Below are 23,829 nucleotides of genomic sequence, written 5' to 3' on the forward strand. Positions count from 1 at the left end.
AACGGCGCTCCTGTGTTGTCATCAGGACAACCACCAGGTTTTCGGTGATGACGTCCTCCGTGTCCTTTCGGATCACCCGCACAGCGGAAGATCTCGCTCAAACCATCACTGCCTTGTCGCAGCGTTTGGTGAAACTGGAACAGCGTCAGGAAGCGCTTGAGCTTCAACTGCGCCAGCAGCAGAAGGACCTGAATGCTGTCCCTGACGACGAGATCGCCACCTTGGAGGGTGTTGAAGCTCTGTTGCAGGAAACGCGTGAGTTGTTAGACAGCACGGCTCCCATGGCGGAGGGCCCCATGCCGGACGAGGTGCCGCAGAACGACGCCTGGGGTCACGAGGAGTCTTCAGAGATGACCCGCGACGTCGCATAGGGGTGGCACGCGGTGCCAAAATGAAAAGAAAGGCAACTATGGCGATCACCATCCCTGCCTCCAATGCTTGCGCTTCTCGCACATTGCACGGCATGACCATCTGGACCCGATCAGGTTTTGTTGAAGGTGGCCATCAGCTCGAAAAGCTGGAATTCGCCTTGGCCCTTGCTGAAGCCCGGGGCGATCAACACCGTTGCTGTCAGCTCCGTGATCGGATTGCCGATCTAGGGGGAAATGCGGAAGAACCTGGAACCTGATCGAGAGATCAGCAAAGGTCCAAATGCATGTCGGCAGCATCGCTGTTTAACGATGGGATGGCTTAAATATCAATCAGGGCTAATATTTTGTAGATAAGGGATATCGAACGTTGACCCTGACGCTCACGAAGACAAAACAATCAGAGACGGCTGCTCAACAACGTCAGGACCACGAATCCGCAGCGAGAGCTTTGTTGCATAGAGCTCGCGACTGCGCTGAGGCTGGTCGCATGAACGAGGCGGGTTCTTTGATCTTGCAGGCCTTGGGACACGAACGCCGAGCTGGATGCGCTGGCCCTCAAGTCCTTCAGCTCATCAAGCCGCGTTCTTAATTTTTCCTGAAATCTGTTCAAGCGGATGACCGGATTCGAACCGGCGACGTTCAGCTTGGGAAGCTGACATTCTACCACTGAATTACATCCGCAATGGGGCGAGATCTCTCTCGCCATCTGTGTTCTAGCCAAGCGCAGCTGATGCTGCAGCGACTCCGGCACCCATGCTGCCTTTGTGCAGGCCCAGGGATTGAAGGGTGGCTTCAATCGCTGCGACGGCAGTCAGAACATCCCGGTCGCAGACAAAACCGAGATGGCCGATTCGGAACACCTTGCCCTTCAGGTGGTCTTGCCCCCCAGCGAGAAGAATGTCGAATTTCTCCTTCACGGCTTTTCGCAACTGTTCGGCGTCAATGCCTTCGGGTGCCACCGCGGTGATCGCCGGGCTGCCGCAACCCTCGGCGGCAAAAAGGGGCAGGCCCATCGCTTTCATGCCTGCCTGGGCGGCGGCGCGATGGCGGGCGTGGCGCGCAAAGATCGCTTCCAGCCCCTCCTTCTGCATCATTTCCAGAGCTGCTTCCAGGCCGAAGTAGAGATTCACCGCGGGGGTGAAGGGGTTGCTGTCCTTCGCCGCTGTTTTTCGGTAAGGGCCCAGATTCAGATAGAACTTGGGCAGATCGGAGCGCTCGTAGGCCTCCCAGGCTCGTGCGCTCATGGCCACAAAGCTCAAGCCTGGTGGAAGCATGTAGCCCTTCTGTGCGCCTGAGGCCACCACATCCAGCCCCCAGTCGTCCATGGGGACGTTGGTGGCACCCAGGCTGGTGACACAGTCCGCCAGGGTCAGGGCAGTGCCATGGGCTTTCACATGACGGGCAATGCTCTCCAGATCGTTGATCACCCCCGTTGAGGTTTCCGAGTGGGTGAGGATCACCGCCTTGATCGTCTTGGCGCTGTCGGCTTCCAACGCTGAGCGGAAGGCCTCTGGATCGAGCGGCTGGCCCCATTCCGCTTGGATCACCTCCACGTCCAGTCCGTAGGCGCGGGCCACCTTGACCCAGCGTTCGCCGAACTTGCCGTTGTCGCCGCAGAGCACCTTGTCACCACGGCTGAGGGTGTTGATGATTCCCGCTTCCATGGCCGCCGTCCCGCTGCCGGTGATTACCATCACATCGCTGGTGGTCTGATGCAGCCACTTCAGCTGCTCGGTGGTGCGCCGCACGATGGCCTGGAATTCCCCGCTGCGGTGGCCAATGGGGTGACGCCCCATGGCCTTCAGCACCGTTTCCGGCACCGGCGTGGGGCCCGGAATCATCAGCGTGAGCTTGTCCTGCATGGCGCGGGGGATGCCAATCGGCGACTCTAGAAAACAGCTTGTCCTCTCCCATCGCCACCTCCAGCCCAGGATTGACCCTGCCGGTGTGGGTGGCAGCGGCAGCCAAGGCTGCTCTGCAGGTGTTGCTTGGCAAGCCGTTTAACGCTGAGCAGCAGTTGAACCAGGGGCCGGATCAACCGTCTCTGCAGGTGCCCGTCTGTTCAGCGGCTCCGTTGGCCGATGGCCAGGCCCTGGGGATCAGCCGCTGTGATCCTGGGCCAGGCCTCGATTTGACGCGGGACCTCGAGATCTGGGTGCGGGTGGCCTGGATCACCGCATCCAAGCCCGTGCTCGATCTGCAGGCCGGAGAAGGGGTGGGCCGCCTCGGCCCGGCAGGAGAGGCTTGCCTGTCTGGTTTCGCCCGTGAGCTGTTGGAGCGGAATCTTCTGCCCCTGCTGCCGCCTGGTCGGGGCCTGATGGTGCAACCGATCCTTCCGCTGGGCCGTGCCCTGGCCCAACGCACCAGCAATGCCGCGTTCGGTGTGGTGGATGGTCTGGCGTTGATCGGCACACAGGCAGAGGTGCAGCGCAGCGCTGCACCGGATCAGCTGCAGCAGGTGCTTGCTGATCTGGCGACGCTCGCTGCGGATCCGGCGTTTCAGGGTCGCCTCGTGCTGGTGATTGGTGAGAACGGCTTGGACCTGGCCCGTCAGCGGGGCCTTGGGCCTTTGCTCAAGGTGGGGAACTGGCTGGGGCCGGTGCTGGTGGCCGCGGCGGAGGCCGGTGTTCGCGATCTGCTGCTGCTCGGTTACCACGGCAAGTTGATCAAGCTGGCCGGCGGCATCTTTCACACCCATCACCACCTGGCCGACGGTCGTTTGGAGGTGTTGGTGGCGCTGGGGTTGGATGCCGGCCTGTCTGCAGACCAGTTGCGGCAATTGCGTGGTGCTGCCTCCGTGGAGGAGGCCTTCCAGAGGCTGGACGCGAATCAAGCCAGTGCGCTCGGGCGTCATCTTTCGGAGATGGTGGAGCGGCGCAGCCAGTCCTATGTCGCTCGCTACGGCGACTGGTCGATGCGAATCAGTGCTGCACTGTTCGACCGCAGCCGGACCTTGCGCTGGTGGGGACCGGAGGGGGAGAAGCGCTTCTTTACGCTGATGGATTGACGCTCATCTGAGAGCGATACCTCCCAGGATCGATGTCCCAGCCCTCGTCCGACGGTCAGCGTCAGCCGGCCATCGTCATCCTTGACTTTGGTTCCCAGTACTCAGAGCTGATTGCCCGGCGCGTGCGCGAGACCGAGGTGTTCTCGGTGGTGCTGGGCTACAGCACCTCGGCAGAGGAACTGCGACGGATGGCTCCGAAGGGAATCATCCTCAGCGGTGGCCCCAGTTCCGTCTATGCGGAGCATGCGCCGCTGTGTGATCCCGGCATCTGGGATCTGGGCATTCCCGTGATGGGGGTTTGCTATGGGATGCAGCTGATGGTGCAGCAGCTCGGTGGCGTTGTGGAGGCGGCTACGGGCAAGGCCGAATACGGCAAGGCGCCCCTTGAAGTGGATGACCCCACGGATCTGCTCACCAATGTCGACAACGGTTCGACGATGTGGATGAGCCATGGCGACTCCGTGAAAGCTCTACCGGAGGGTTTTGTGCGCTTGGCGCACACCGCCAACACGCCGGAGGCGGCGGTGGCGCATCTGCAGCGCAAGCTCTACGGCGTTCAGTTCCACCCCGAGGTGGTGCATTCCACCTGCGGAATGGCCCTGATCCGCAATTTTGTTTATCACGTTTGCGGCTGTGATCCGGACTGGACCACGGCGGCGTTCATTGATGAAGCCGTCAGCCTGGTGCGGGAGCAGGTGGGCGACAAACGCGTCCTGCTGGCCCTCTCTGGTGGGGTTGATTCCTCAACCCTCGCCTTTCTGCTCAAGAAGGCGATCGGTGATCAGCTCACCTGCATGTTCATCGATCAGGGGTTCATGCGCAAAGGCGAGCCTGAATTTCTGATGGACTTTTTCGACCGGAAGTTCAATATCCATGTGGAATACATCAAGGCCCGGCAGCGATTCATCGGCAAGCTGAACGGGATCACCGATCCGGAGGAGAAGCGCAAGATCATCGGCACCGAGTTCATCCGGGTGTTCGAAGAGGAGAGCAAGCGGCTCGGACCCTTTGATTACCTGGCCCAGGGCACGCTTTACCCCGATGTGATCGAAAGCGCTGGCACCAACGTCGATCCCAAGACCGGTGAGCGGGTGGCCGTGAAGATCAAGAGCCACCACAACGTGGGCGGTCTTCCCAAGGATCTTCAGTTCAAGTTGGTGGAGCCCCTGCGCAAACTCTTCAAGGACGAAGTGCGCAAGGTGGGGCGCAGCCTCGGCTTGCCCGAAGAGATCGTGCGACGCCATCCCTTCCCGGGGCCTGGGCTGGCCATCCGCATCCTTGGTGAAGTCACCGACGAGAAGCTCAACTGTTTGCGCGATGCGGATCTGATCGTGCGCGAGGAGATCAAGGAAGCTGGGCTCTATCACGACATCTGGCAGGCCTTCGCGGTGCTGCTGCCGGTGCGTTCCGTCGGGGTGATGGGCGACAAACGCACCTATGCCTGGCCGATTGTGCTGCGCTGTGTGTCGAGCGAAGACGGCATGACCGCCGATTGGTCTCGCCTTCCCTACGACCTGATGGAGACCATCTCCAACCGGATCGTGAATGAGGTGAAGGGGGTGAACCGGGTGGTGCTCGACATCACCAGCAAGCCCCCCGGCACGATCGAGTGGGAGTGATGGCGTGGGATTGGTTGCGGCCCAAACCGGGCCGCATCTTTTTGATCGGTCACAACAAGTGCGGCACGCGTTCGTTCCACAAGCTGTTGCGGAAGAACGGCTACAGCTCGATCCACTACGACAAGGGGCGCCTGGCCCGTCGGATTCAGGCCAACTTCACCTTTTCCAAGCCTTTGCTGGATGGTGTGGATGGCTATTGCGGCTACACGGACATGGAACTCTGTGGTGAGTTCTACGCCTACCGACTGTTCCCCCTGTTGGATCTGCAGTACCCAGGCTCCTGCTTCATCTACAACACGCGCGACGTGAGCCGCTGGGTGGACTCACGCATGAACCACCGCAAGGGCAAGTACGCCCGCGCTTACCTGGAACGGATGCGTGTGGCCTTTGACGATCCGTCCCTGACCCTGGAGGACCTGCGTCAGCACTGGGAGGAGGCCTGGCAACGCCATGATCTCGACCTGAAGCGTTACTTCGCTGGACGCAGCAACTTCTTTGCCTTCAACATCAGCATGCCGTCGGAGCAGGCAGCCCTTTGCCGTTTTCTGCGGCGCCGTGGTTATCGGATCCGCGGCAAGGTGTTGCCTCACGCTGGGGCGCGATCCTCTCCGGACGCACGCTGATCCACGGCTGGCGACGGCCCTGCATCGCCGATACCTTGGGCCACCGGCCTATGGGACATGACGGCGACACAACAGCAGGATGTTCAGTTGCAGCGTCGGTTGCAGCAGGACAGCATTCAGCTGAGTGGCCGCACGATTTATCTGAACCCCTTCCTTTACTGGCGGCGTTTCGACAGCAACACCGATCGTTGGCTGCGGGAGCCCGGTCAGCTGACGGAGGACCAGATCACGGCCAATCGCAGCCGTTTTTATCCCGAACTCGACTGGAGCCAGCTGGATGATCACGCCACTGCCGTCCACGAAGGCGCCGTGGAGATGTTCCTCAAGAGTCTGGAGCTGATCAGCACCTTCCATCCAGAGCTGGGCTCCGGGCAGATGCTCGAGGTGGAACGCAAGATGACAATCACCAAGAAGCGGTCCTTCGAGCGCTGGGTGGACAAGGCGATCCGGCGGCGTCAGCGGGATCAAACCCGTGAGCATCGACGCTTTGAGCGCAGCCGCTTCTGGCGTGCCTGGCGCGAGTGGATCCTGCTGGACACCACCCAGAAAGCACTGGTGCCTGTTGTGATGCTGATGGTGCTGAGTGGGGTGTTGGGCTGGTCTTTGGCGGCGAACCGTTCCGCTTGTCCGACATTGGCCCTTCCTTCGGGACAGACTGGGGTCCGTTGATCTGGCCCCATGGCCGCTGATTCCACCTCCGACAATCCGCTCGACCAGTTGCGTCTATCACTAATGCAGGACGTGCTTCCCGTGGGGTTGGCCGTGCTGGAACGGGCTCGGCAGGGGGGTCCCGGCAAGGTGGTTGAGGTGTTCACCGCGGGGTCGGAAGACCCCATCGCCGAGCTGCGCCAGGAGGGTGAACCCGTGGCGCGTGATGTTCGAGAACAGCTGGATGCTGTCAGCCCCGGGCTGGGGAACCCGGTGATGCCTGTCTCGGTTTCCGTGGATGAGCCGGAGATGGTGGATGAACGTCAGGATGATCCGGATGACTTGATGCCGACCCTGCGGCGGATTGAGCAGCGCCTGGAGGAGTTGCGCCGTCGCTTGCCAGCGCAGCAGGGATGAGTCGTTCCGCACAGCAGCGGCAAACCGGTCTGCGTCAGCAACCTCTTGTGTTGTTGCTGCTTGTGCTGCTGTTCTGCAGCGCCATGGTCAGTCGCTTGGTGTGGATGCAGCTGCTGGAGGGCTCACGCTTTCGTGAACTGGCGGATGAAAACCGCATCCGTCTTGTGCCGCGGTCGCCGATTCGCGGTCGTTTGCTTGATCGCAAAGGGCGGGTGCTGGCCACCAGCAAGCTCACCTATTCCCTATATCTCGAGCCGCGTCTGGTCAGCGATGCCGATTGGCCCGATCTGCGTGATCGCTTAGCGCGGCTGCTGAATCTGAAGCCTGATTTGTTGGATCAGCGCCTTCAGAAGGGTCTGGATCGGGATGGCTACCGCACCACCCTGGCCCTGGATCTCAAGCCGGAACAGGTGCTGCGGTTCCGGGAACAGGCCCTGGGATTGCGGGGCGCCCAGGTGGATGTCGACATCCTGCGCTCCTATCCCAATGGGACCCTGGCGGCCCATGCCCTCGGTTACACCCAGCCGATCACCGAAAACGAATATGAGATTCTTGTGGAAAAGGGCTACAAGATCCGCGACCGGATCGGTCGTACGGGTGTTGAAGCGGCCTACGAGAGCCATCTGCGTGGCAAGTGGGGCGGCCAGATGCTGGAGGTGAATGCCATGGGCGAGGTGCAGCGCAACCTCGGCGATCGGCCCTCCGAAGCAGGACAAGACCTGGTGCTAACCCTCGACCTGGATCTGCAGCGGGTGGCGGAGCAGGCTCTGGCGGACAAGCCCGGAGGAGCTGTGGTGGCGCTGGAGGCCTCCACGGGTGCTGTGCTGGCCCTGGCCAGTCGCCCCAGTTTTGATCCCAACTTTTTCTCCAAGCTGATCACGACCCAGAAGGAGTACGACGCCCTCTTCTCCAATCCGAAGAAACCGTTGCTGTCCAGGGCGATGAATCCCTATGACCCCGGCAGCACCTGGAAGCCGGTGACGGCGATGGCCGGCATGGAGTCCGGCAAGTTTCCGCCCGACATCAAGCTGCACACCACGGCCTGCATCACCTACGGCGGCCACTGCTTCCCGGATCACAATGGGGCTGGCTTTGGCCACATCGGGTATGCCGATGCCCTGCGCTTCTCCAGCAACACCTTCTTTTACCAAGTGGGGGTCGGTGTCGGCTCCCGGGCGCTGAAAAAAGCTGCTGATCAGCTCGGCTTTCAGCAGAAGACCGGCATTGAGATCGGCTGGGAAGAGAGTGTTGGTCTCGTGGGCGATGAAGACTGGGCCGCCCGCGGCCGCGGCTGGACGGATCCCGGCACCAGCCCCTGGATCCCTGAGGACATGGCCAGCGCCTCCATCGGTCAGTCGGTGGTGCAGATCACCCCTTTGCAGCTGGCCCGCGCCTACGCCGTGTTCGCCAATGGCGGCTGGCTGGTGACGCCGCATCTCGCCGCCGCCGACATCGACTGGATGAGCCCTGAGCACCGCACCAAGGTGACGATGCAGCCGTCCACGTTGCAGACCATCCGGGAGGGTTTGCGCAAAGTGGTGGAGTCGGGGACCGGTGCCGGCCTCAATGGTCCTGGCATTCCTCCAGCGGCAGGCAAAACCGGAACGGCTGAAGACAGCACTGGAGGTCCTGATCACGCCTGGTTCGGCTGCTATGCCCCTTATCCGGACGGCAAGATTGTGGTGGTGGCCTTCGCCCAGAACACTCCTGGAGGTGGATCCGTTCACGCTTTGCCGATGGCCAAGAAGGTGCTGGCGGAGTGGGAAAGGACCCGTCAGCGTTCGTCAGCGCTCTCTGGAATCGATTGAGGAGGGTGCAGATGGAAAGTAGTCAGGTCGCCCCCTTAAGGGTTATCGATCTGAGGGTGATGAATGTTTTGGCCGACTCTCCCAATATTTTTCATGTTTTTGCGTTAGAGGTAAACCGAGTTTTTCAGTTGATCGTTGAGGATATTGAAAGTGATTGGGCGGTTCTGATTCACTCGAGCCATCGTTTGATTTGGCGTGGCTTTGTTCTGTCCGGTCTTGTGCCTGTTTTTTGCAACGCATCTGAGATTGATCGTGATTATGTTTTTGTGCAACTGCCGCCGTTGGACTCTGGGTCTTGGCTGGTCGATCCCCATCAATTTCTTTGTTATCGGTCTTCCTCTATCTATAGGGCCATGGTTCGGCGGATTCTTATTCGCCATGGATGTTTATCGGCGCCCGATCAATTGATCGATGTGGTTTTTGTCAAGCGTTTGTTCAGTAGAATTTTGTTGGATTCAGCCTCAATGAAGCCTATTGAAGCTCTGCTAGATAAAGCTTGCAGAGATTTAGGCCTTTCCTTTCGTGTAGCGTCCTTTGAGGACATGGCCCCATTGGAGCAAGTTGCTTTAATGCGTCAGACGCGCTTGCTAGTTGGCGTTCATGGTGCTGGCTTGACCAATCTTGTTTTCTTGCAGGACTCTGCGACAGTGTTTGAGGTTGATTTCCGTAAATATTGGTCTTGTGATCCAGTTTGTAAGGATCATTTTTCTGGACGCATTTCGTTCCGCGAGAAGTGCAGTGATGCAAAGCCCTATCACAAGGCTGATTTCCATAACTTAGCAGGTTTGTTTGGTAAAAACTATGATTCCCTGAGTATTGATGGCGTGATGGGTCGTACAGATGTCAACCCCATCAGCGTTGCCCATGTATTGCTCAATGGAGATCTATTAATCAACAAATGCTTTCAACTTCTTGAGCTTGGATGAGTCTTTTGTTTTAAGCGCTGAGCGCAACGGGCTGATTCAGCACCGTCCGGTAGTAGGTCCGCAGTTGCTCGGTGGCACCAGCCCAGCCCCAGCGCTCCGCCTCCGCGCGGGCTGCACTGCGCAGGGCCTGGCGTTCCAGGTCATTGCCCAGCAGCCGGCGGGTGGCTTCGATCAGGCTTGCGGCCCCGCCATCCGCACCATCGGGTTCGTACAGGCAGCCGTTGACGCCGTCGCTGATGATGTCGGGGATTCCGCCGCGGTTGGCACCGACCACGGGACAACCAGCCGCCATCGCCTCGAGCAGCACCAGGCCCAGCGTTTCCGTGCTGGAGGGGAACAGGAACGCATCGCCGCTGGCGTAGGCCCCTGCCAGTTCTTCCCCGGCGAGGTAACCGACGAAGGTGGTGGCGGTTCCTTCGAAATGTTTTTCCAATTGCTGGCGGTGAGGACCATCCCCCACCAGGGCCAGGCGTGCATCGGGAAGGGCTTCCAACACCGGGCGGATCCGTTCGATCTGCTTCTCGGCTGACAGGCGGCCCACATAGAGCAGCAGGGCACCGCGGTCGTCATGGCCACCCAGAAGCCGCTGGCGCAACTCCGAACTGCGCAGCTCGGGACGGAACAGCTCCGTGTCCACGCCCCGTTGCCAGAGATCGGTGTGCTGAATGCCCTTGTCGCTGAGCTCTTTCACCATGGCGGTGGAGGTGCACAGATTCAGCAGGGCTTGGTTGTGGGCTGCCTTGAGCATTTCCCACAGGAGCGGCTCCAGCATCCCCAAGCCGTAATGCTCGAGGTATTTGGGCAGGTGAGTGTGGTAGCTAGCGACCAGGGGAATGTTCTTGTTCTTGGCCAGCCAGATGCCACCGAGTCCCAGCACTGCAGGATTCACCACGTGAATCAGGTCAGGCTGAAAGTCGTCAATGGCTTCCGACACGGCCGGCCGCGGCAGGGCCAGCTTGAGTTCGGGATACAGCGGGAGCGGCATCGCCGGAACGCCGATCAGCCGCGCTCCCATGTACTCATCCGGACAACCTTCCGGGCAGAAGACCACCACCTCATCGCCGGCTTCCACCAGATGCTTCACCGTCTTGGTGAGACGGGTGACGATGCCATCGACCTTCGGCAGGAAGGTTTCGGTGAAGAAGGCGACTTTCAAGGATGAAGCTCGATCAGGATGTGGTGCCGATGGCCTGGGCCTGAGTTTTGGTCCAGGCGGAGGTGCAGAGGATGCGGTTGCGGTCGCAACGGTCGGCATAGCGGGTGGCGATCTCCACCACCTCTTTCAGCAAGCCGTCATCGAGGGTGGTGGGGTTCAGGCCCAGCTCAATGAAGCAGCGGTTGTCCACGATCAGATCATTTTCAACTGCCTCGTTGCGCGGGTTGGGCAGGTTGTTCACCTGAGCACCGGTGAGAGCGGCCACCTTCTTGGCCAGTTCGCCCACCTGATGGCTCTCGGTCATCTGGTTGAAGATCTTTACCCGTTCCCCTTGTTCGGGGGGATTCTCCAGTGCCAGCTGCACGCATCGCACGGAATCGCGAATGTGGATGAAGGCACGGGTCTGGCCACCAGTGCCATGCACGGTGAGTGGGTAGCCGATCGCGGCCTGCATCAGGAAGCGGTTCAGCACCGTCCCGTAATCACCGTCGTAGTCAAAGCGGTTGGTGAGCCGTGGATCTCGATCGGTGGCGTCGGTGTTGGTTCCCCAGACGATGCCCTGGTGCAGGTCCGTAATCCGAACCTTGTCGTTCTTGTTGTAGTAGAGGAAGAGCAATTGATCCAGCGTTTTGGTCATGTGATAAACGCTGCCTGGGCTGGCGGGGTGGAGGATCTCCTCCTCAAAGCGACTGCCATCGGGCTGGGGCACTTCAACCTTCAGGTAGCCCTCAGGGATGGTGGCGCCGCGGTGGGAGCCATAGCCGTAGACCCCCATCGTGCCGAGGTGCACCACATGGATGTCCAGACCGCTTTCAACGATGGCGGCCAGCAGGTTGTGGGTGCCGTTGACGTTGTTATCGACGGTGTAGCGCTTGGTGGCGCTGCTCTTCATCGAGTAAGGAGCGGCCCGCTGTTCAGCGAAGTGGACCACGGAATCGGGGCGTTCCTCCAGCAGCAGATCCAGCAGCCGCTGGTACTCATGGGCGATGTCCATGTGGACAAACTGCATCGGCTTGCCACCGATCTGCTCCCAGACTTTGAGGCGCTCGCCGATGCTCTCGATCGGCGTCAGCGACTCCACTTCAAGATCGATATCGATCTTCCGACGGCTGAGGTTGTCCACGATCAGGACATCGTGCCCCTGATCCGCCAGGTTCACCGCACAGGGCCAGCCACAGAAGCCGTCACCGCCGAGAACGAGAACTTTCACCCCAAACTCCTTCTGGAACGAGCGTGATGCTCACTCCAGGCAAGCTACTACAGGGATTTTCAGCGCGGAACGTCTCAGCTGATGGCGACGGTCACCGCCACCATGACGGCCACAACCAATCCGCCAGTCACCAGCATCATCATTGAGCTGCGGTTGCGGCTCTGGCTGGTGGCAATGTCCATCACCTCCATGCGTGGCTCCTTGGCGAAGGCGTTGAGACGACCGCCGTCTTCCGTGGTGACCGACATGGGTCCAATGCGAGTGGTCGGACCTTATGAGTTCAATTGCTTACTGCCTGTCTTTGTGAAGCAGGCTTCATCTCACTTCACCTCTCTTCATCTCATAGAGATTGCACCAGGCCCGTGGTCGGTGAGCTGGCGGAGGCCTGGTCGCGCCTAGGCAAGCGCCCGGAGCGGTAGGCGGTCCGCCCAGCGATCACTGCCTGGCCCATAGCCTCTGCCATGGCTGGGGGGTCGCCGGCCATCGCGATGGCGCTGTTGACCAGGACGGCGTCGGCGCCCATTTCCAGGGCCTGGGCTGCCTCACTGGGCACACCAATGCCAGCGTCCACCACCACTGGAACACTGGCGTTTTCGATGATCAAACCGATGTTGGCGGCATTGTTGAGGCCCTGGCCTGAGCCGATCGGCGAGCCAAGGGGCATCACCGTTGCGCACCCGACCTCTTCCAGCCGTTTGGCCAGCAGGGGATCTGCATTGATGTAGGGCAGCACCGTGAAGCCCTCCTTCACCAGGCGTTCGGCGGCTTGCAAGGTGCCGATCGGATCGGGCAGAAGATGTCGGGTGTCAGGAATCACTTCCAGCTTGACGAAGCTGTTCTCCTCTTGCCCTGCCAGCTTTGCCAGCTCCCGTCCAAGCCTGGCGACACGCACCGCTTCCTCCGCATCGGTGCAGCCTGCGGTGTTGGGCAGCATCCAGATTCGGTTCCAGTCGATGGCTTCCATCAGGCCCTCATGGCCTGCTGCAACGGTCTGCACCCGTCGCACAGCCACCGTCACCATGTCGCAGCCGGATCTCTCGATGCTCTGCTGCATCAAGGCCATCGATGGATATTTGCCGGTGCCCGTGAACAGACGGCTGTTGAACTGACGCCCGCTAATGGTTAGGGGGTCGGATGTGAGGGAGGGCAAATCCATGACGCGCGTGAGCAAAAGGGCCTACCGTGCCTTCATCATCCATCGTCTTCCATGCCGTTCCTGCTTGCCATGAATCTCCCGGTTGGCAGTCAGGTGCCGTTTGAGTCCAATCCTCAGTTGCCTCTGGATCCGATTCAGTTGGCGGTTCCCCTGGAGATCGATGAAGGGGAAGTGGAGAGTTTCGATCCGGTTGCGCGTGCTGCAGAGCTGGCTGTTTCCCTGCCCCGTCAGTGGTGCGGCACCTTTGAGCCTTTTGATGGCAATCCCACTGTTGATGTCACCTTGGATCTCACCCAGCTGACGGCGATGGGCCAGATGGTGGACATTCGGGGAACGATGACTTTTGGCTCCGTCACAACACCGGTCCAGGGCAACTTTCATGCCAAGTCAGATCAGCTTGACCTCATCCCCCTGGCCGATCCCCTGATCGCTGGCCTGGAGCCCGGAGGTGTTTTCCTTGGCCTTCAAGGTTTCAGTCCAACCGGCTGGCAGGCCCCTCGCCTCGTGAATGTGGCCAATCCCAGCACCGGGGTGGGCGGACGTCTGGCAATGACCAGCAGCTGCCAAGAGGAAATCCCCGTTCAGCCGCTTTGGTGAAGACACCGCGGTGATTGCATCACCATTCAGCTCATCCGGCGCTGGAGTTTCTTCAGCCCCTTTTTCGCAGTTGCATTGTTCGGTTCAAGGCTCAATGTCTGCTCATAGAGCGAGATCGCTTCTGCGTCTTTCAATAGCTTTTCTTGGGCAAAGGCCAGGTTGTTGAGCGCGATGGGATAGTCCGCTTTGGCCTTCAGCGCCAACTTGTAGTGCTTGGTGGCACCGGAATAATCTTTTTGCGCAGCCAACGCAAAGCCCAGCGCATTTTCAATCAGTGCACGAGCCTCATCGGGTTCACCACTGAGCCGTTTCAATGCTTGCTTCAGTGTGGCGGCCGCTTGTGGGTAAAGCCGTTTGCGCAGTTGAACCGATCCGAGCTCATATAGATCGGAGGCCTGTCGCGACAAGGCCGTATCGGATTTTTCGAGTTCGATCAGCCGTGCTTCGTCACGTCGCACACGAAAAAATTGTCGGCCCACCACCACCGCAACGATGGCAAGCAGGCCGACCAGGCCCAGCAGATAGGTCTGGGGCAGCAGGTTCACGGTTGAAGGTCAGCTCTTGGCTGCGGCCACGACGTTGGTAAAGCTACCGGGATCGACAACAGCGAGTTGAGCCAGCATTTTGCGATTCAGGCGCACATCCGCCTTCTTGAGTCCGCCCATCAGACGGCTGTAGCTCACTCCGTTCAGGCGAGCAGCAGCATTGATGCGAGCAATCCAGAGGCGACGGAAATCGCGCTTGCGACGACGGCGATCGCGGTAGGCATTGCAGAGGGCTTTCATTACCCGCTGGTTTGCTGTGCGGAACAGAGTTCCGTTGCCACCACGGAAGCCACGGGCCAGCCGCAGAATCTTGTTGCGGCGTTTACGGGCGACGTTGCCTCTCTTAACGCGGGCCATGAGGTTGAAAGGGTTGGATCAGGTCTTGTCGAACGGTCTCGTCTGAGCAGCTGTGCTCAGGCGTAGGGCATCATCAGGGTCACACGCTCCTCATCGGTGCGATCCACCACAGCCTTGGTGGCCAGATGACGCTTCTGCTTGGGGGTTTTGTGGTCCAGCAGGTGGTTCCGGAAAGCGCGACGACGCAGAAATTTGCCAGTGCCGGTTGCTTTGAACCGCTTTGCGGCAGCTTTGCGGGTCTTCAGCTTGGGCATTGGTCTGCTCGTTCGTGCACAAACGACAACAATACGTCCCGACGTGCCCTCCGTTGAATGATTCGGTTGCTGACGCTCACATTGCTGCTTTGCATGGGTTTGGGCTGCAAGGCCCGTGAAGAGGTTGAAGCTCAGTCACCTGACGCGGTCGAGCCTGCTGCCGTTGAACTGATTCAGCGGGCCACCCACCGTTCCATCGCTGATCCTCCGCCGGTTGAGGGCCCTGAACCGGTGCTGTGGGTTGCTTTGGAAGACCACCTCGGCGCGGTTGCAACCGCCGCTCCGTTGAACCTGCGTGCCTTTGCTGGATCGCTCACCCTTCGTGATGCATCGGGGGAGCAACGCAGCGGGTCGGATTTTGTAATCAGCTGGCGAAGTGTGCCCTTGCCCACTCCGGTGCCGTTGGCCCGGCGGATTGCAGGGCCCTACGCCAGTTTTGAGTCGGCGGATCGTGTTGCTTCCCGTTGGCGTGCGTTGGGTGTTGCGGTCGAGGTGGCCCACCCCGAGGAATGGGAGGTGTGGGCGCCGGAAGGGGCGCCCGTGCCGGAGGGGCTCATCGTGCGTGACTGGCAAGGAACCCTGACCAGCACGGTCGAACCGGTGTTGCAGATGCCGGAGGGGGGACGCACTCTGCAGGCTCCTGTTCTGATTGAGGCGTCCGATGGGCTGCTCTGGGGTGGCGGACGCTTTGAGGGCCCTTTCCGCTTGCAACGGGATGCCTACGGCAGTTGGACGTTGGTGGAGCAAGTGCTGGTTGAGCGGTACCTGGAGGGGGTGGTTCCCCATGAAATCGGTGCCGGTTCGCCGATGCCTGCGTTGCAGGCCCAGACCGTTCTGGCGCGCACCTGGGCCTTGGCCAACAGCCATCGCTTCAGCATCGATGGTTATCACCTCTGCAGTGACACCCAGTGCCAGGTCTACAGCGACCCTCGCCATGCGGGAGGCGCGGTGCGAGAAGCGATTGCGGCCACGCGCGGCAACTTGCTCAGCATCAACAACGAACCGATCAGCGCGGTGTATCACGCCACCAACGGTGGGGTGATGGCGGCTGGCCCGGAAGCCTGGGCCATGCAACCCACCACTTATTTGCGTCCGAAACCGGATGGTGATGGGGGCTGGAGTCGCCGACACCCCTTGCCATTGCAGCAGCGCCAGGCGGTGCAGGCCTTGCTGGCGGATCGTTCCGGGGCCTATGGCCAGCAGCACCCCCGGTTCCGCTGGACACGCACCCTGACCGGTCCAGGCCTGCGTCAGGCCATTGGAGCGGCAGCAGGGCCCCTTGCTTCCCCCTTGCAACTGAAGGTTCTGGAGCGAGGTGCCAGCGGCCGTGTGCTGGCGCTGCAGATTTCTGGCAGCGGCGATGCTGCACCGGTCACCTTGAAGTTGGATGCCATCCGTCGCACCCTCCGGACACTTCCAAGCACCCTGTTTGTGTTGGAGCCTCAGGGAGCTGAGCGCTGGCTGGTGCTAGGCGGTGGCTTCGGCCATGGGGCCGGTTTGTCGCAGGCGGGAGCGATTGATCTGGCCTGGAGGGGCTGGTCCGTAGAGCGGATCCTTCGCCATTACTACCCAGGGACTGTCTACGGCCCGCTCTCAACAGCTGTGCAGTCCCCTTAAAGTCCTTGCCACCCGGGAAGCTGGATGAGCACGAACGCCACATCTGGTGATCACCGACGGGTGAAATCGGCAGCGTTCCTGTTCGCCTGTGGATGTGCTGGTGCCGCTCCCCATTGGCTGGACCCAGCCCGTTCGCTCTGGCCGGCCATCAGCCTTGCATTGATGCTTGGTGGGTATGGCCTGCGTTCTGTGATGCGTGGGCAGCTGACGCGAGGCGGTGCGAATCCCGCCCCTGCCATGGATTCTGAGCAGCTTCCAACCCTTGATGTGGTTGTGGCTGCCAGAGATGAAGAGGCTGTGGTGCCGCGTTTGGTGGAACGGTTGACGTCGCTGCGCTACCCATCCGGACAGCTCACCACTTGGGTGATTGACGACGGCAGTGAGGACCGCACGCCTGAGCTGCTGGACAGCCTCGCTGCGCAGCACTCCGAACTGAACGTCATCCATCGTCTTCGCAATGCTGGTGGTGGCAAGTCGGGGGCTCTCAACACCGCTCTCGCGCGCATGAGTGGTGAGTGGCTGCTGGTGCTTGATGCGGATGCCCAGTTGCAGGACGATCTGCTCGAGCGTCTTGTGCCCTACGCGTTGGATGGTGGTTGGTCGGCGGTGCAGCTGCGCAAGGCCGTGATTGATGCTGAGCGCAATTGGTTGACCCGATCCCAGGCGATGGAGATGGCCCTGGATGCTGTGATCCAGTCGGGGCGACTTGTTAATGGAGGTGTGGCGGAGCTGCGGGGCAACGGTCAGCTGATCAAACGCTCGGTGCTTGAGGCCAGCGGCGGTTTCAACGAAGACACCGTGACCGATGACCTTGATCTCAGTTTCCGCCTGCTGACCCACGGTGCTCTGGTGGGGCTGTTGTGGGATCCCCCGGTTCAGGAAGAGGCGGTCCCCGGTCTCCAGGGGTTGTGGAAACAACGGCAGCGTTGGGCGGAAGGTGGATTGCAGCGGTTCTTCGATTACTGGCCAGTGCTCACCTCGGCCCAGCTGAGTCTTCGCCAGCGCTGGGATCTAACGGCCTTTTTCCTCTTGCAGTACGCCCTACCTGTCGTGTCGTTCGCTGATCTCAGCACGAGTCTGGTCACCCGAAGCGTGCCGGTCTATTGGCCCTTGTCGGTGGTGGCCTTCAGCGTTTCGGGTCTGGCGTTCTGGCGTGGCTGTCGCAGTGGGAGCGAGGGGCCGGCAATTCCATCCGCGAGCCTGGTGAATCTCCTGGTGGCCATTGCCTACCTGGGGCACTGGTTTGTGGTGATTCCCTGGGTGACCTTGCGGATGTCACTGCTGCCCAAACGTCTGGTCTGGGCCAAAACCAGCCACGGTCAGGACCATCCGGTTCAGGCCTGATCGCGACCCTTTTCGTTTTTGGATTCCGTCGGAGGCTTGATGAGCCGCTCAGACGTCAGTTGATCTCATCAACGTCGAGCACTTGACCATTGAAGAAGTCAGCCAGGTTGCGGGCCTGTCGATCCAGGCCTGAGGGAGGGCTGGGTTGAGGTCTGGATTCCGAGGGGGCAGGTGCTTGTTTTGGTTCCACCGGCTCGGGTTGCGTGCGTGGCAGTTCCGGTGCCACTGCCGGGGCTGGCTCAGGAGTGGCTGTTGGCGGTGCTGCCGCTGCCGGGATTGGTGCTGATGTTGGTGCCGGAGTGGACGCTGGTGTGGCTGGTTGTGGTGACGCCGGCGTTGTGATCGCTGGCGTTGCGATCGCTGGTGTCGCGATTGGTGGTGGCATGGCGCCGCTGCTGGCTTCCAGGATCAGCTGCCTTGAACCTCCAAGAGCTGTGGCCACCGCCTGTTCCAACAGGGACGCCCGGCTCTGCACCATGCTCATCCAGTTGCCAGCCACCTGCACGACCGCTCGGTTGGCATCCAGTCGCACCAGTTGGGCCTGCTGCGACAGCAACATTCGGGTGGAGGGCAGTTCGAGACTGCCCAGGATCTGTTGCCAAAGCTCGGGCAGGTTGGTGCTTGGCGAAGGCGCAGGGTTGGAGACCGTCGGTAGTTCCGGTGATGCGGCAGGTGCAGGTTTCGGACTGGGGGCAGGTGCCTCGGTTGGGATTGGTGCGGTGGCGGCTGGGGGTGCTGGCGCAGGAGCTGTGACCGGTGTCGCTGCTACAGGTTGTGTCGCAACTGCTGTTGCAGTTGTGGCCTCAGCAGCCACCGGTTCCGCTAACAACCCAAGCAACAGCACTTCCAGCCAAAGGCGCGGTTGCACGCTTTGGCGAAGTTGTTGCTCGGTGCCGCGCAGCTGGGCCTGCCATTGCAGCAATCGGGTTCTGCCGATGGCCTTCGCGAGGGCGGGCAGTTGCTCGCGGAACTGGGGTGAAACGCTGGTGAGCTCTGGCCGGTCTGGAGCTGCAGCCATCAGCACTAGATCCCGCAGCATCCCTGCAAGCCCCTGCAGCACGGCACCGGGATCCCGGCCTCGGTCCAGCAGGTTGCGGGTGGCCTCCAGCAGGTGCACCGGTTCGGCGCTGCTCATGGCCCCCACCAGTTCCAGCAGCTCCTGTTCGGGCACCGCGCCCAGAAGATCCCACACCGCAGCGGCTTCGATCGGTGGCGGCAGCAGACTCAGTTGATCCAGCAGGCTTTCCGCATCCCGCAGCCCTCCCTGGGACCGTTGGGCCACCACGTGAATGGCTTCGGGTTGGATGTCGATCGCTTCTTGTTCGGCGATCCAGCTCAGATGATTGTTGAGGGCATCAAGCGGAATGCGCCTGAAATCAAAGCGTTGGCAGCGGCTGAGGATGGTCGGCAGCACTCGTTGCGGGTCGGTGGTGGCCAGCACGAACACCACCTGCGGGGGTGGTTCCTCCAGGGTTTTCAACAGAGCGTTGAAGGCTGCGGTGGAGAGCATGTGGCATTCGTCCACCACGTACACCTTCCAGCGGGCCTGCACCGGTGCGAAGCGGGAGCGCTCGATCAGTTCGCGGATGTTGTCGACGCCGGTGTTGGAGGCGGCATCGATTTCGATCACATCAAGGGCTGTGCCCGCAGCGATTGTGGTGCAGAGTTCGCAGGTGCCGCAGGGTTCGGGGGTTGGCCCGTCGCTGTTCAGGCAATTGAGCGAGCGCGCCAGGATGCGGGCGCTGGAGGTTTTGCCGGTGCCGCGGGGGCCACTGAACAGGTAGGCCGGGGCAATCCGATTGCTGGTGAGGGCGTGGCCCAGGGTGGCGGCGATCGCCTCCTGCCCCACCAACTGGTCAAAGCGCTGAGGCCGGTATTTGTGATGCAGCGGCTGGTAGGCCGAACTCATGCGCCGCGAGCGTTGAAAGGAGGTTACTCAGAGGATTCGGAGCCTGGCAGGCCGGGGTGCTGTTCCAGCAAGGCATCAATCCGTTGTTTGAGGTCTTCGACGGCCGCCAGCTCATCGGCAAGGTTCTGCCCCGTGAGCAGCAGCCGGTGATCCGTTCCGTCTCCTGCCCGTTCCAAGAGGCCCTCCAATTTGCCCAGCAGCGACAGGCGCAGGTGTTCCAGTTTCTCCACCCCTTGTCGCGCGATGGCGCGCGCGTCGTCATCGAGCAGGCCCCGTTGCACCAGGAGTTCCAGCCCACGCATCAGCGCGGAAGACATCAGACCGCTCCAGTGGCGTCCTCGCTCCAGCACCGAGTCCACCTGGCTGCTGCGATGGCGCCCGGTTTTGCACCAGGTAGCGAAGTGCTCGCAGTTGTTGAACAGCAGGTTGTAATCCGCTTCCCCTAGGCGCCCCATGGCTCGCCGCAGGGTCATGCCAACGGGAGAGGCCTCCGCATGGTCGATCACCCGCACTGGTTGCCCCTGACTGAATTCCTCCAACGGGCTGCGCAGGATTTCACGCCCCTCCAGGTAGTGGGCGACGGTTCCGTCGCCGAGGTCGATGCCGTGGTGGTTGAACAGGCCGTGCTGACGAGGCACCTCCAGGTGGTCAGCGGCAGCCAAGGGCTCAGGCGGTTTTCTGTTGTTCCGTGCCAGGCAGGGGGAGCACCTTGCCGCCGGTGTGTTCCTCCACCATCGCCCGGGTGATGGTGAATTCCTTCACCGATGTCTGCGAGGGGAGGTCGTACATCAAATCCAGCATCAGTTCTTCGACGATGCCGCGCAGGGCTCGAGCACCGGTCTTGCGGCGGTGGGCCTCCTGGGCGATCGCCTCGATGGCGTCATCGGCGAACTGGAGTTGCACGTTGTCCATGCTCAGCAGGGTGCGGAACTGCTTCACCAGGGCATCGCGGGGCTCGGTCAGGATCGATTGCAAGGCGCTTTCGTCCAGGGGTTCGAGCACGGCACTCACTGGCATCCGGCCGATGAATTCCGGGATCAAGCCGTAGCGCACCAGATCATCCGGCTCCAGGTGACGCAGCACATGGGCGGCTTGCAGGTCGCGATTGGCCCGACTGCGTCCACGGCCATCGCTGGGCATGAAGCCAATGGCATTGCGGCCCATCCGTTTCTGCACCACGTCCTCGAGGCCGACGAAGGCGCCGCCGCAGATGAACAGGATCTGGCTGGTGTCGATCTGGATGCAGTCCTGGTAGGGGTGCTTGCGGCCACCCTGGGGCGGCACATTGGCCACGGTGCCCTCCAGCATTTTCAACAGGGCCTGTTGAACACCTTCGCCGGAGACATCCCGAGTGATCGAGGGGTTTTCGCTCTTGCGGGCGATTTTGTCGATCTCATCGATGTAGATGATGCCCCGCTGGGCCTGCTCCACATCCATGTCGGCCTTCTGCAGCAGCCGCAGCAGGATGTTTTCCACGTCCTCACCCACATAGCCCGCTTCGGTAAGGGTGGTGGCATCGGCCACGGCGAAGGGCACATCCAGCATTTCGGCCAGGGTCTGGGCCAACAGCGTTTTGCCGCAGCCGGTGGGTCCGATCAGCAGGATGTTGCTCTTGTGCAGGCGGGTGGCGGTTTCCTCGGTTTCGCCGTTGCCATCGCCTTGCCAGGCCAGGCGTTTGTAGTGGTTGTATACGGCGACCGACATCACCTTTTTGGCTGCGTCTTGGCCGACCACCTGTTCATCCAGGAAGCTCTTGATGTCCTGAGGCCGGGGAATGGAGGCCAGCGTCGGGGCAGGTTTACTGCTCTTGCGCGCAGCCGGTGCGGCCTTGCGGTTTTGCTCGTGGCTGTGGCGTGGATTGCCTTGGCCATCCACCAGCTCCTCATCCAGGATCTCGTTGCAGAGATCGATGCATTCATCGCAGATGTAGACGCCGGGTCCGGCGATCAGCTTGCGCACCTGATCCTGGGATTTCCCACAGAACGAGCACTTCAGATGGGCGTCGAACTTGGCCATCGAACGCTGGGCACCACACAGGAGAAAAAGACAGGAATCAACCGATGGCGTCTTCCTGAACACACAGGATCGAGAACGGAAGCGCTTCTGTCAGCTCTCCGTAATGATTCCTCCGTCCCCGGAACTGTCCACCACGCGATCGATCAGGCCGTATTCAACCGCTTCTGCTGGAGAAAGGAAGTAGTCGCGGTCGGTGTCTTCTGAGATCTTGTCGAGGGGCTGGCCGGTGTGGTCGGCCATCAGTCCGTTCAAGGTCTCCTTCAGATACAGAATTTCCTTGGCCTGAATTTCAATGTCCACCGCCTGCCCCTGGGCGCCACCGAGGGGTTGGTGGATCATGATCCGGGCATTGGGCAAGGCGAGACGCTTGCCTTTGGTGCCCCCGGAAAGGAGAAACGCTCCCATGCTGGCGGCCAGGCCGTAGCAGATGGTCACCACGTCAGGGGCCACCTGCTGCATCGTGTCGTAGATCGCCAGTCCTGCTGTGACTGACCCGCCCGGCGAGTTGATGTAGATCTGAATGTCTTTCTCAGGGTCCTCGGCTTCGAGGAACAGCATCTGCGCCACCAGGGCGTCGGCAACGGCGTCATCCACACCCGTGCCGAGGAAGATGATCCGCTCCCGCAGCAGACGGGAGTAGATGTCGAAGGCACGGTCGCCGCGACCGGACTGTTCCACAACGGTGGGCAGAGGCCCCGGTGCTGAGACGGGCATAGCGGCCCGCCAGCGGTTCTGGATGGGGTGGTGACTGCGGGCGTCGATCACGCGATCGGTGTGCGGTGAAGTTGGCTCAATCTATGGGCGTTGCTCAGTCCTTGGCGTCCGCCTTGGACTTGCTTGTGGCCGGGGCCTTCTTGGCAGCAGCCTTTGTCTTGGGTTCAGCCTTGCTGTCGTCCGCTGCCGGAGCCTTTTCGGTGAGGGTGCTGTTCTCCTCGAGCCAGCCCATCAGACGGTCCTGCATCAGGTCATCCATCACGGCCTGACGCAGGCGCTCGGGGTCGATCTTGGCGTCGGCGGAGAGTTCTTTCTTCACCTCTTTGATCTTGGCGTCCACGTCTTTGTCGTCGAGCTTGATGTCCTCCGCTTCAGCCAGGGCAGTGAGGGCAAAACTGCGGCGCAGCCGTTCCTCGGCCTCGGGGCGAGAGTTCTGCATCAGGTTGCGCACCAGATCGGGTGTGAACAGCGACTTCACATCCATGCCCTGCTGAGCGAATTGGGCTGCGGTCTGCTCCAGCAGGTTGCGGCTTTCCTGCTGAATCAGGGCTTCGGGCAAGTCCACCTCGAGTTGCTCCACCAGAGCGGCAACGAGGGCATCGCGGCGGTTGCTGGTTTGACGCCGTTCGGCGTCGTCCTTGAGCCGTTGTTCCAGGTCCTTGCGCAGATCCGCCAGGCTCTCCTGTTCGCTGGCCTGCTTGGCGAAGGCGTCATCCAGCTCGGGCAGTTCGCGGGTCTTGAGGTCCTTGAGCTCGATCTCGAAGGCGGCCTTGCGTCCGCGTGCGTCCTCCTTTGGATAGTCCTCGGGGAACTGGCAATCCACGGTTTTGCTGTCGCCGACCTTCATGCCGATGACTCCCTCGATGAAGCCTGGGATCATGCGGCCGTTTTCCAGGTCCACATCCATGGAATCGGCACTGCCGCCCTCGATCTCGCTTCCGTCATCGCTGTAGGTGCCCTTGAACCCCAGCACTGCGATGTCGCCGTTCTGGGCGGCGCGTCCTTCCACGGGAACGACCGTGGCCATCTGCTTGCGGGAGTCCTCGATCATCGTGTCGACCCGTGAGGCGTCGTAGGCGACCGTTTCGAATTCCGCCTTCAGGCCCTTGGTGCTCTTCAGTTTCGGGGTCGGAGCGACGTCCGCTTCCAGGGTGAAAGTGAGCTCTTTACCGGGTTCAAAGCTCTCCAGCAGGCCATCGAAGCCACTGCTCAGATCGGGCTGGCTGATCGGTTCCAGCGATTCCTGCTTGATCGCGTCACGCCAAGCGTTGTCGATCAGCTTTTCCAGTGCCGTGGCCTTGATCCGGACCCCCCCCAGCTGCTGCACCAGCACCGTGCGGGGCACCTTGCCCTTGCGGAAGCCTGGCAGGTTGATGCTGCGGCTGAGACTGGTGATCGCGTCTTCGTAACTCGTCTTGCAGCGCTCCCCAGGAACGGTGACCGTCACCGCCAGACGGCTGCTTGGGCGAGCTTCGGTGGTCACCTTCAGGGCTGCAGCGCTCATGGGGGAAGGGAAAGGGCAGCCAAGCACTGTA

At 61.2% G+C, this 23,829-nt stretch carries 25 protein-coding genes and 1 tRNA gene; 12 read left to right on the top strand and 14 right to left on the bottom strand.

Annotation, left to right across the window (positions count from 1 at the left end):
• Positions 1–47 precede the first annotated feature (47 nt).
• Complete coding sequence (locus SynPROSU1_RS00205) at positions 48–371, top strand: chemotaxis protein (protein ID WP_186571025.1); 324 nt, start codon at positions 48–50, stop codon at positions 369–371.
• Positions 372–409: 38 nt separating this feature from the next.
• A complete protein-coding gene (locus SynPROSU1_RS00210; protein WP_186571026.1) occupies positions 410–628 on the top strand; it encodes a hypothetical protein in 219 nt (72 codons plus the stop codon).
• A 352-nt stretch (positions 629–980) separates the two neighbouring features.
• Here the strand turns inward: SynPROSU1_RS00210 and SynPROSU1_RS00215 are convergent.
• Together SynPROSU1_RS00215 and SynPROSU1_RS00220 are read right to left on the bottom strand one after the other, a co-directional pair.
• Positions 981–1,052: transfer RNA gene (locus tag SynPROSU1_RS00215), tRNA-Gly, on the bottom strand.
• Between the two features lie 32 nt (positions 1,053–1,084).
• Positions 1,085–2,233 (bottom strand): alanine--glyoxylate aminotransferase family protein, encoded by a 1,149-nt coding sequence (locus tag SynPROSU1_RS00220; RefSeq protein ID WP_186571027.1) that lies wholly within the window; start codon positions 2,231–2,233, stop codon positions 1,085–1,087.
• A gap of 38 nt (positions 2,234–2,271) precedes the next feature.
• Between SynPROSU1_RS00220 and cbiD the strand changes: the two genes are divergently transcribed.
• From cbiD to SynPROSU1_RS00255, 7 genes are read left to right on the top strand one after another with little or no spacing between them, the layout of a single operon-like run.
• The gene (gene cbiD / locus SynPROSU1_RS00225) at positions 2,272–3,378 is read left to right on the top strand and encodes a cobalt-precorrin-5B (C(1))-methyltransferase CbiD (protein ID WP_186571028.1); all 1,107 of its coding nucleotides are present in this window, start codon (positions 2,272–2,274) and stop codon (positions 3,376–3,378) included.
• Positions 3,379–3,410: 32 nt separating this feature from the next.
• Positions 3,411–4,997 (top strand): glutamine-hydrolyzing GMP synthase, encoded by a 1,587-nt coding sequence (guaA, locus tag SynPROSU1_RS00230; protein ID WP_186571029.1) that lies wholly within the window; start codon positions 3,411–3,413, stop codon positions 4,995–4,997.
• Positions 4,997–5,620 carry a sulfotransferase gene (locus SynPROSU1_RS00235; RefSeq protein WP_186571030.1) on the top strand — a complete coding sequence of 208 codons (624 nt, stop codon included), beginning with the start codon at positions 4,997–4,999 and terminating at the stop codon, positions 5,618–5,620. The genes guaA and SynPROSU1_RS00235 overlap by 1 nt, the downstream gene beginning before the upstream one ends.
• Before the next feature lie 57 nt (positions 5,621–5,677).
• Entirely contained in the window at positions 5,678–6,289 is a 612-nt protein-coding gene (locus SynPROSU1_RS00240) for a hypothetical protein (protein WP_186571031.1), read from the top strand.
• 9 nt (positions 6,290–6,298) lie between these two features.
• Complete coding sequence (locus SynPROSU1_RS00245) at positions 6,299–6,685, top strand: hypothetical protein (protein ID WP_186571032.1); 387 nt, start codon at positions 6,299–6,301, stop codon at positions 6,683–6,685.
• The gene (gene mrdA, locus SynPROSU1_RS00250; protein WP_186571033.1) at positions 6,682–8,493 is read left to right on the top strand and encodes a penicillin-binding protein 2; all 1,812 of its coding nucleotides are present in this window, start codon (positions 6,682–6,684) and stop codon (positions 8,491–8,493) included. The genes SynPROSU1_RS00245 and mrdA overlap by 4 nt, the downstream gene beginning before the upstream one ends.
• A gap of 11 nt (positions 8,494–8,504) precedes the next feature.
• Positions 8,505–9,419, top strand: a complete 915-nt coding sequence (locus tag SynPROSU1_RS00255; RefSeq protein ID WP_186571034.1) for a glycosyltransferase family 61 protein — start codon at positions 8,505–8,507, stop codon at positions 9,417–9,419.
• Positions 9,420–9,429: 10 nt separating this feature from the next.
• On the opposite strand, the gene SynPROSU1_RS00260 is transcribed toward SynPROSU1_RS00255, so the two are convergent.
• The 4 genes from SynPROSU1_RS00260 to SynPROSU1_RS00275 form a co-directional block, all read right to left on the bottom strand.
• Positions 9,430–10,575 carry a glycosyltransferase family 1 protein gene (locus SynPROSU1_RS00260; RefSeq protein WP_186571035.1) on the bottom strand — a complete coding sequence of 382 codons (1,146 nt, stop codon included), beginning with the start codon at positions 10,573–10,575 and terminating at the stop codon, positions 9,430–9,432.
• 13 nt (positions 10,576–10,588) lie between these two features.
• On the bottom strand, positions 10,589–11,785 hold the full coding sequence (locus SynPROSU1_RS00265; RefSeq protein ID WP_186571036.1) for an NAD-dependent epimerase/dehydratase family protein: 1,197 nt from the start codon (positions 11,783–11,785) through the stop codon (positions 10,589–10,591).
• A gap of 74 nt (positions 11,786–11,859) precedes the next feature.
• Positions 11,860–12,033: a photosystem II assembly protein Psb34 gene (gene psb34, locus SynPROSU1_RS00270; protein ID WP_186571037.1), complete on the bottom strand. Its 174-nt coding sequence runs from the start codon at positions 12,031–12,033 to the stop codon at positions 11,860–11,862.
• A gap of 92 nt (positions 12,034–12,125) precedes the next feature.
• Complete coding sequence (locus tag SynPROSU1_RS00275; RefSeq protein WP_186571038.1) at positions 12,126–12,941, bottom strand: thiazole synthase; 816 nt, start codon at positions 12,939–12,941, stop codon at positions 12,126–12,128.
• Positions 12,942–12,992: 51 nt separating this feature from the next.
• On the opposite strand from SynPROSU1_RS00275, the gene SynPROSU1_RS00280 reads away from it, so the two are divergent.
• Entirely contained in the window at positions 12,993–13,538 is a 546-nt protein-coding gene (locus SynPROSU1_RS00280; protein ID WP_186571039.1) for a hypothetical protein, read from the top strand.
• A 26-nt stretch (positions 13,539–13,564) separates the two neighbouring features.
• Here the strand turns inward: SynPROSU1_RS00280 and SynPROSU1_RS00285 are convergent, their stop codons facing one another.
• The 3 genes from SynPROSU1_RS00285 to rpmI are packed head-to-tail and all read right to left on the bottom strand — an operon-like array spanning position 13,565 to position 14,694.
• Positions 13,565–14,083: a hypothetical protein gene (locus tag SynPROSU1_RS00285; RefSeq protein WP_186571040.1), complete on the bottom strand. Its 519-nt coding sequence runs from the start codon at positions 14,081–14,083 to the stop codon at positions 13,565–13,567.
• Between the two features lie 9 nt (positions 14,084–14,092).
• Entirely contained in the window at positions 14,093–14,440 is a 348-nt protein-coding gene (rplT, locus tag SynPROSU1_RS00290) for a 50S ribosomal protein L20 (RefSeq protein ID WP_011363098.1), read from the bottom strand.
• Between the two features lie 56 nt (positions 14,441–14,496).
• On the bottom strand, positions 14,497–14,694 hold the full coding sequence (gene rpmI / locus SynPROSU1_RS00295; protein ID WP_006852081.1) for a 50S ribosomal protein L35: 198 nt from the start codon (positions 14,692–14,694) through the stop codon (positions 14,497–14,499).
• A gap of 57 nt (positions 14,695–14,751) precedes the next feature.
• Between rpmI and SynPROSU1_RS00300 the strand changes: the two genes are divergently transcribed.
• Both SynPROSU1_RS00300 and SynPROSU1_RS00305 read left to right on the top strand, forming a co-directional pair.
• On the top strand, positions 14,752–16,311 hold the full coding sequence (locus SynPROSU1_RS00300) for a SpoIID/LytB domain-containing protein (protein ID WP_186571041.1): 1,560 nt from the start codon (positions 14,752–14,754) through the stop codon (positions 16,309–16,311).
• A gap of 24 nt (positions 16,312–16,335) precedes the next feature.
• Positions 16,336–17,655, top strand: coding sequence for a glycosyltransferase family 2 protein (locus tag SynPROSU1_RS00305; RefSeq protein WP_186571042.1), 1,320 nt, complete (start codon positions 16,336–16,338; stop codon positions 17,653–17,655).
• Between the two features lie 55 nt (positions 17,656–17,710).
• On the opposite strand, the gene SynPROSU1_RS00310 is transcribed toward SynPROSU1_RS00305, so the two are convergent.
• From SynPROSU1_RS00310 to tig, 5 genes are all read right to left on the bottom strand, one after another.
• Positions 17,711–19,564, bottom strand: coding sequence for a DNA polymerase III subunit gamma/tau (locus SynPROSU1_RS00310; RefSeq protein ID WP_186571043.1), 1,854 nt, complete (start codon positions 19,562–19,564; stop codon positions 17,711–17,713).
• A gap of 23 nt (positions 19,565–19,587) precedes the next feature.
• Complete coding sequence (locus SynPROSU1_RS00315) at positions 19,588–20,226, bottom strand: lecithin retinol acyltransferase family protein (protein WP_186571044.1); 639 nt, start codon at positions 20,224–20,226, stop codon at positions 19,588–19,590.
• Between the two features lie 4 nt (positions 20,227–20,230).
• Positions 20,231–21,580: an ATP-dependent protease ATP-binding subunit ClpX gene (gene clpX / locus SynPROSU1_RS00320; RefSeq protein ID WP_186571045.1), complete on the bottom strand. Its 1,350-nt coding sequence runs from the start codon at positions 21,578–21,580 to the stop codon at positions 20,231–20,233.
• A gap of 90 nt (positions 21,581–21,670) precedes the next feature.
• Entirely contained in the window at positions 21,671–22,345 is a 675-nt protein-coding gene (gene clpP / locus SynPROSU1_RS00325) for an ATP-dependent Clp endopeptidase proteolytic subunit ClpP (protein WP_115024764.1), read from the bottom strand.
• 43 nt (positions 22,346–22,388) lie between these two features.
• Positions 22,389–23,798 (bottom strand): trigger factor, encoded by a 1,410-nt coding sequence (tig, locus tag SynPROSU1_RS00330; protein ID WP_186571046.1) that lies wholly within the window; start codon positions 23,796–23,798, stop codon positions 22,389–22,391.
• Positions 23,799–23,829: the final 31 nt, after the last annotated feature.

The organism is Synechococcus sp. PROS-U-1 (genome assembly GCF_014279755.1).
In the GTDB taxonomy this organism is placed as follows: domain Bacteria; phylum Cyanobacteriota; class Cyanobacteriia; order PCC-6307; family Cyanobiaceae; genus Parasynechococcus.